Below are 7,277 nucleotides of genomic sequence, written 5' to 3'. Positions count from 1 at the left end.
TATTTGTCTTGACCATCGAATAGGTAAAGGTTCTGTGCATTTAGCTAAATAGATTTGTTTGTCTTTAAATTTAAAAGCAGATTTGGTAAATTCGGCACTTCCTCCCTGATGTTTTTTCTTAAAGTTAGGATACTTAGTACGACCAGCAAAGAAGTTAGTGAAAGCTGTTTGTAGGTGTCTTAACCCTTGTTGTAAGGGTACACAGCTAACTTCGTTTAAAAAGTCTAATTCTTCTTGTTTTTTCCAATCGGTCAACATTGAAGAAGTTTGAGCGTAGCCTACTCTTTCTTGCTTTTCGTACCAAGCTTGTGTTCGTTCGTGGAGAGCTTTATTGTAAACTAATCTTACACAGCCCAAAGTGCGCCGCAATAGCGACTCTTGTTCTGGTGTGGGGTAAAATCGGAACGAGTAGGCTTTTTCCATGTCTCACATTCTAGCATATATCGTGTAAATGCGCTAATATTTAACGGTAAAGCCAACCTAGAACGACGGGGTTTCAGACCCAAAATTTTCGATGATGGCGGCCACATCTTCTTCTGTATCTCGAGGTTGGGTTAATTCCACATCCGTTGAGAAGAGGCACATTTGAGCCCAGTCTAAGTTTTCCACTTCACACTGGTCAATCACCGAACTGGGGATGTTTTTCAGGGTGATGCTATCCCATTCAATGCCGATGAGATTGCTCTGCCGCTCAATTGTCACAATTCTTCCTTGCCAACCACCGATGTCAGTCCCCAAATCTGGGTCGAGTACACCCTGTTTGACGATGACCGAGTCGCCGACTTTGAAGGCAAACTCTGACTCGGAAAATTCGGGCGACAAGCTGGAGGCAACCGAGAGATGATACTCGCTTCCTAGCTCTTTTAACTCAAAATCCACAATCATCCGCTTGTTTTCCGAGAAATAACGGTTTTTCCTAGCGATTAGCTCCTGGATTAGCTCTTGAATCTCCGCCTTGAGCCTTTTATCTCCTTTAAGAAGGTCTTTGTTAAAAACTCGGTCTATCATCTCTTGCCGCTTTGACTCGGGGGACAACGCCAGATTCCAAGCGATTATCCCTATGGTCAGCAGTGTTCGCATAGATCCCTTTGTTTCATTGGATTTGCGGTAAGGCTCGATAAAATCCTCCAGAACTTCCGACATTGTGACTTCCCCAGAAGGAGAGACGACAATTTCCTTGAAAGGCAAGGACTTTTCTCTTAATTTCTTCTCAAAGCTTTTCAAGGGTTTTTCGGATCCTTGGGACATTTTCTGCAGCCTGAGCAGTTCACTAAATGCCTTCGATTTTTTAGCCATGATTGAGCGGGAAAATATGTGTTATTAATCCTGTTGGGTTGCTGAACAACATTGGAATAGGGGAATTGTAACTGCTCTCCGGGAGCGATTGCGCTCTCATTATTAAATCTTAAAGTTCTGGCCTGAGTCGTCAGCTGTTGACTGCTGAGTGGGTGGGTGGAATTAAATATAAAATGAACGTAGGTTGGGTTGAAGCATGAAACCCAACGCCCGATTATGTTACGCTACCGCTAACCCATCCTACAAATAATTGTGCCTACCTACTTATCCGATACCTTTTTGTTAACATAGATTAGCAATGCACTTTCAGAGATTCTCTTAAAATAGGGGATATCTCCTTCTCAAATCCCCCGCGGGGGAAAAATATGTCTCAAAAGCCGATTTATCTAGATTGCCACGCCACGACACCCCTAGAGCCGCAGGTTCTGGCGGCGATGTTACCCTATTTTACCGAACACTTTGGTAATGCCAGTAGTATTAATCATGTCTATGGTTGGACAGCCGAGGCTGCGGTTAAACAGGCAAGAGAAACAATCGCCGCTGCTATTAATAGTAGTCCCGAAGAAATTATTTTTACCAGTGGGGCAACGGAGGCCAATAACCTGGCTATCAAAGGGGTTGCCGAAGCTTATTTCGCCAAGGGACGGCATATAGTTACGGTGGTGACAGAACATCGCGCCGTTTTAGATCCCTGTCATTATCTGGAAAAATTGGGTTTTGAGGTGACAATTTTACCCGTCAGTGGTGATGGCTTAATTGACTTGGAATTACTAGAAAAATCTTTACGTCCTGACACGATTTTGCTGTCAATTATGGCGGCTAATAACGAGATTGGGGTGATTCAACCTTTAGCGGCAATTGGGGCGATTTGTCACCAGTATCAGGTACTTTTTCATACGGATGCGGCCCAAGCAATCGGGAAAATTCCCCTAGATGTGGAGGAAATGAATATAGATATGATGTCCTTAACTGCCCACAAAGTCCACGGACCGAAGGGAATCGGTGCGCTGTACGTCCGGCGCCGGAACCCCAGAGTCCGTCTCGCCGCTCAAATTCAAGGGGGAGGCCAGGAAAAAGGACTGCGATCGGGTACAATATTTACACCACAAATTGTCGGTTTTGCCAAGGCGGTAGAATTGGGCATCAAAGCGATTGAAGAAGATACCAGCTACTTAAATCAGTTAAAAGCCCGTTTATGGGAGATTATCAGTCAATTAGACAGAATTTATCTCAATGGTCATCCTAGCCAAAGATTAGCCGGAAATTTAAATATTAGTATTGAAGGGGTGGACGGTGCGGCGTTATTGTTAGGATTACAGCCAATAGTGGCGCTTTCCTCCGGTTCTGCCTGTTCTTCTAGCCATACCGCCCCCTCCCACGTTTTAACTGCCTTGGGTCGCCCCGAATCTCTCGCTTATGCCTCCCTGCGCTTCGGGTTGAGTCGTTTTAATACTTTAGAAGAAATTGAACTGGTGGGGGAACAGGTGGTTTTAACGGTTAATTCCCTCCGCAAAGCCAAAAATTTTTGACGTTTCGGCACATATCCACAAGTTAGTTTCGGTCTAGGTTTGAAAAATTCCGGAAAAGGTTTCTATGATTGCTTTTGACTGATTGCCGTCCCAGTTAATAACATTGATGCTTGGTTTTCACTCCAGTGAATCATCCAATTCGGTTGTAATCCCAAAACAATAATAAATAAAGCCAAAGCAATTTCGGGAAATCTTTCGGGCCAGGTACTGCGAGGAATGCGCGATAATTCAGGGGTTAAACGACCAAAGAAAACCCGATTAATCATCAGGAGAAAATATACTGCGGTTAAACCACTAGCGACCAAACATAAGAGCGTTTGTATCGGGAAAATCGGGAAACTGCCACGAAAGACTAAAAATTCGGCGATAAATCCCACCATTCCGGGGATGCCGGCGCTGGCCATAGCCGCTAAAATCATTAACATTCCCGTGATTGGTAAACCTCTTTCTGGATTTAATAAACCGCGTAGATAATCCACATCCCGGCTGCCGGTTTTTTTATACACTACTCCCACCAACAAAAATAACAAAGCGGAAATTAAACCGTGACTAATCATCTGCAAAATCGCCGCAGTGATGCTTAATCTGGTGGTGGCCGCCGCCGCTAGTAAAATATAGGCCATGTGGGAAATGGAAGAATAGGCGACTACTTTTTTCATATCCTTTTGGGCAATAGCGCAACTGGCCCCGTAGAGGGCGCTGATAGCTGCTATCGTTGCTAACCAAGGGGCGATAGTCACCCAAGCGTCGAGGAATAAACCGACTCCAAAGCGCAGCAGTCCATAGGTTCCTAATTTGAGTAATATTCCCGCTAAAAGCACAGAAACGGGGGTAGATGCCTCGACGTGGGCATCCGGTAGCCAAGTATGAAAGGGAAAAATCGGGATTTTGATGGCTAATCCAATCAGAAGGGGGATGAGGAGCAGTAATTGGGTTTTAACGTCTAAATTATTCGATAAAAGGGGATTATAGGCGAAATTATCAGCACCGGTTAGCCAAACTAAGCCAAGGAAAGAGATTAGCACTAAAAAGCCTGAAATTGCCGTGTATAATAAAAATTTCATGCCTGCGTAGCCGCGTCTTTGTCCCCCCCAAATGGCAATGAGAAAGTAAAGGGGGACGATTTCTAATTCGTAAAATAGGAAAAATAACAGTAAATCCTGCGCTAGAAACGCCCCCGCTACTCCGGCATTGAGTAACAAGAGCAGAGAATAGTAAAATCTCGGTCGGTTAACCTCTGTACCACTAGCATAAAGAGCAATTATTGTCAAGATGCTGTTAAGAAAAAGTAATGAAAATGATAAGCCATCGACACCGAGGGCATAATTAAAACCGAGGAAATTAATCCAAGGCAGGTTAACCGTGAACTGCATTTGCGGGTTACTAGGGTCAAATTGCCAGCCAAGGAGAATATTCAGCAGTAAGAGAACGACAGAAAGAGTTAGAGCTAATCCTCGCACTTTTTTCGCCTCTAGAGGCGTGTAGGCAATCAGTATCGCCCCTATAATCGGTAGCCAAATAAAAGCGTTCAGCATTCTTTACTTTAATGGGCATGATAAACCTTCCCATTATTGCCTGAGCGGTCAATCTTTAGCAAGATAGCTATCAACTTTTAAGTAGGGAGGCACAATCATTTGTAGGATGGGTTAGCGGTAGCGTAACCCATCGGGGCTGGGGTATTAGTTCCTAACCAGGAGAATAAACCTAAATTCCGTCCAGTGACTCTTGGCCCAGTTATCGGCGATAAAACTCAGGTTCTTAATGGGGTTAAAGTTGGAGAGCGGGTATTTATCGACTATCCTGAAGATTCTCCTTAGAGTATCTGTTTGGATCAGCTATAATTATCGTCTGGGGTTTGACTCGGTGTAAAAAAAGTTTCAGCTAATTTAATTAAAGTGGTTCGATTAATCTTACCCTGGGGACTTTTTGGTATCTCTGGTAATTTTATCCAATGTTTCGGCAGTTTATAATTGACTAATTTATCTTTAATCTGGGATTGAATAATTGTCTGGCCTATCTGAGAGTTAACGGGTACATAAAAAGCCACAATTACCTGTCCCCATTTGACATCTGGCAATCCTAAAACCACCACATCTTTAACTAAATTAGTTTGTCTAATGGCAGTTTCTACCTCAAAAGGATAAACATTTTCTCCTCCGGTAATTATTTTTTGACTATCGCGGCCAATGATATATAAATAACCACTTTCATCCAAGTAACCTAAGTCATCGGTCTCGAAGTAGCTTGCTTGATTAAGATGGGGATAATAGCCTAAAAATAAAGATTTCGCTTCAATAATAATTTTCTGGTTATCGGGATTAATTTTTATCTGAGCATGGGGTAATAGCTGTCCACTACTATTATTTCCTTGTCGAAAATCTTCCGGTTTAAGGGTGACAATTTGTGAGGCAGTTTCCGTCATTCCATAGGTGGGAGACAGAGAAATATTATATTCTCTAGCTTTTTCTAGTAAAGATGGCCATGCAGGGGAACCTCCTAGGAAAACTGTTTTAAAATTGGCTAACCATCGAGGATCATTTTCTAGAAAAAATTGTAATTGACTGGGGACTAAGGAGATAAAATAATCTTGAAGATTGAGATTATTTATGCGCTTTTCTTTGATTTTATGGTAAGGAATAACAGCAAAATCTCCCCCTGTTAAAAAACTTCTCAGAAACTGCATTAAACCACTAACATGATATAAGGGCAGTAGGCAAAAAGAGTTAACCTGCTTGACTTGAAAATATTCAGAGAAACCTTTGACAGAAGCAGTTAAAGTTAACCAGTTATGGATAGCAAAGCGAATTTTTCCCGAGGTTCCTCCCGTGGGTATCATCAGAGAATTAGTCAAAGGATTGACAGGAGGAGAATTATAGTTAAAAACCTTGATATTTTCGCCAAAAATATAATCGGGTTGCATCAGAGAGAAAACCTGTTGCCATTCGTTAGTTTTCCAGTCGGGATTAGCTAGAAATAGGCAACTTTTGACCCTGACGGCAGCCAAGAATATCGCTAAAAATTTAATGGGATTGCCTTCAGCAAGCAGCATAGTTAATCGAGGATTATCTGCGGCGATAAATTTCTGACAATAGGACTGATATAATTGATAAAATTTCTGGCTATTGTATCCATATAACCAATCTTTTTGACTGAGATATGCTAATTGTTTGCTGATGTCGTCCACAGTTTTTCTAACCAATCGGGGTCACTATTATTAAACCATTGTTGCACACCAAAACCTAAAGCTCGCTCCTTTTTGGGGTATTCTTGTGCTAGACGTAGAGCGGATTTTCTGCCGATATTAGTTTCTAAAACGGAGGAAAATACTAAATCTAAGGGATATTTTTCCCAGAGATTTCTTAACCCTTGGATTGACCCGGTAATAGCAGGTTTAATCACAAAAATTCCTCGCCATCCCCGTTGATAACATTCCTCTATTTGTCGAAGATTGGCTACCGATTCATCTAAGGCAATTCCTGTGGTAAAATCTTGACTTAATTGCAACATTTCTAACCATTGAGACGGGGGTAAAGGTTGTTCGATAAATTCAATTATTTTACATTCATCGGCAATTTTTAACCAGATTCTACTCTCAGCAAAACTTAATCCACCATTGGCATCTAAGCGCAATTTAATGTTCCTGGGTAATCGGGTAATTAATTTTTCAAATAAGTTTAACTCTTGCTTGAGAGAATTAACTGCAATTTTCCATTTATAAGTATTAGTTTTATTGGCGGCTAAAATATCATCCAGACAGGGAAATACTGCCGCACCAGTGGGTAATAAATAACTATAATTTTTCGGTTCTAATTCTCTTGATTGATTCTCTATACTTAAATCTTCTAAAGCTGATTCAAAGGCAAATTGACAAGCGGGAAATTGTTCAGGAATAGAAAAAATTGAAGTTATTGATAGGGGATTTTCGAGACTTTGACAAAATGATATTGCTGCCGATAATGTTTCTGAACCAAATTCAGGTAAAGGAGCAATTTCTCCCCATCCAATACGTCCATCTTCCGCTTCTAAGCGAATAATAATTCCTTCCCTAATTTCCCAGAGTCCGTGATGGGTTTGTAGGGGATGCAGCAAAGGACGCTGATAAACACGAAATTCCCAGAAATACATAATTAACTATAAGTAGTCGTGAAAAGCTTAACATGAGCAGGCGTTGGGTTTCATGTTTCAAACCAACCTACGTTCTTTATAGAGTTTGTCAGCGAAACGTTTTTTTATCTTAAAGTCCAGAAAATGGGTTTCTCCGAGAAACCCGTTTTCTAGGTGACTTAGAAGGAGAGCTTAGACACTTAGATAAAGAAATTACCCACTGGAATGTTCCCTAAAGCTGGTAAAGCACCCAGCAATTCTCATTTTGAAAACAAAAGAAGATAAAGTTCTCTATGTGAACAAGAGAACTTCTGTCTAATTATCATTTTTTTTCAAGATAATCATCAT

The 7,277-nt window shown here is 41.5% G+C and carries 7 protein-coding genes; 2 read left to right on the top strand and 5 right to left on the bottom strand.

The window, feature by feature from the left end; all coding sequences use genetic code 11:
• Both IM477_RS03125 and IM477_RS03120 read right to left on the bottom strand, forming a co-directional pair.
• Nucleotides 1-423, bottom strand: a 423-nt coding sequence (locus IM477_RS03125) for an RNA-guided endonuclease InsQ/TnpB family protein (RefSeq protein ID WP_287730497.1), incomplete at its 3' end; no start/stop codon positions are given.
• A 57-nt stretch (nt 424-480) separates the two neighbouring features.
• A complete protein-coding gene (locus IM477_RS03120; protein WP_287730496.1) occupies nt 481-1,296 on the bottom strand; it encodes a hypothetical protein in 816 nt (271 codons plus the stop codon).
• A gap of 365 nt (nt 1,297-1,661) precedes the next feature.
• Here IM477_RS03120 and IM477_RS03115 point away from each other — a divergent pair, with 365 nt between their 5' ends.
• Complete coding sequence (locus tag IM477_RS03115) at nt 1,662-2,825, top strand: cysteine desulfurase family protein (protein WP_287730495.1); 1,164 nt, start codon at nt 1,662-1,664, stop codon at nt 2,823-2,825.
• Between the two features lie 62 nt (nt 2,826-2,887).
• Here the strand turns inward: IM477_RS03115 and IM477_RS03110 are convergent, their stop codons facing one another.
• Nucleotides 2,888-4,360 carry an NADH-quinone oxidoreductase subunit M gene (locus IM477_RS03110; protein WP_287730494.1) on the bottom strand — a complete coding sequence of 491 codons (1,473 nt, stop codon included), beginning with the start codon at nt 4,358-4,360 and terminating at the stop codon, nt 2,888-2,890.
• A gap of 183 nt (nt 4,361-4,543) precedes the next feature.
• On the opposite strand from IM477_RS03110, the gene IM477_RS23270 reads away from it, so the two are divergent.
• On the top strand, nt 4,544-4,642 hold the full coding sequence (locus IM477_RS23270; protein ID WP_502866530.1) for a hypothetical protein: 99 nt from the start codon (nt 4,544-4,546) through the stop codon (nt 4,640-4,642).
• A 14-nt stretch (nt 4,643-4,656) separates the two neighbouring features.
• On the opposite strand, the gene IM477_RS03105 is transcribed toward IM477_RS23270, so the two are convergent.
• Both IM477_RS03105 and IM477_RS03100 read right to left on the bottom strand, forming a co-directional pair.
• Nucleotides 4,657-6,009, bottom strand: coding sequence for a 2-succinylbenzoate--CoA ligase (locus IM477_RS03105; protein WP_287730493.1), 1,353 nt, complete (start codon nt 6,007-6,009; stop codon nt 4,657-4,659).
• The gene (locus IM477_RS03100; RefSeq protein WP_287730492.1) at nt 5,985-6,950 is read right to left on the bottom strand and encodes an o-succinylbenzoate synthase; all 966 of its coding nucleotides are present in this window, start codon (nt 6,948-6,950) and stop codon (nt 5,985-5,987) included. Before IM477_RS03100 ends, IM477_RS03105 begins: the two co-directional genes overlap by 25 nt.
• Between the last annotated feature and the right edge of the window lie 327 nt (nt 6,951-7,277).

This window comes from Microcystis sp. M090S1, from assembly GCF_020246295.1.
GTDB lineage: Bacteria > Cyanobacteriota > Cyanobacteriia > Cyanobacteriales > Microcystaceae > Microcystis > Microcystis aeruginosa.
This window is presented reverse-complemented; position numbering and strand designations above follow the sequence as displayed.

What these genes read in the sequence shown, in the direction of transcription:
- IM477_RS03120 (WP_287730496.1), bottom strand. Translation starts at nt 1,296, where the DNA reads ATGGCTAAAAAATCGAAGGCATTTAGTGAACTGCTCAGGCTGCAGAAA.
- IM477_RS03115 (WP_287730495.1), top strand. Translation starts at nt 1,662, where the DNA reads ATGTCTCAAAAGCCGATTTATCTAGATTGCCACGCCACGACACCCCTA.
- IM477_RS03110 (WP_287730494.1), bottom strand. Translation starts at nt 4,360, where the DNA reads ATGCTGAACGCTTTTATTTGGCTACCGATTATAGGGGCGATACTGATT.
- IM477_RS03100 (WP_287730492.1), bottom strand. Translation starts at nt 6,950, where the DNA reads ATGTATTTCTGGGAATTTCGTGTTTATCAGCGTCCTTTGCTGCATCCC.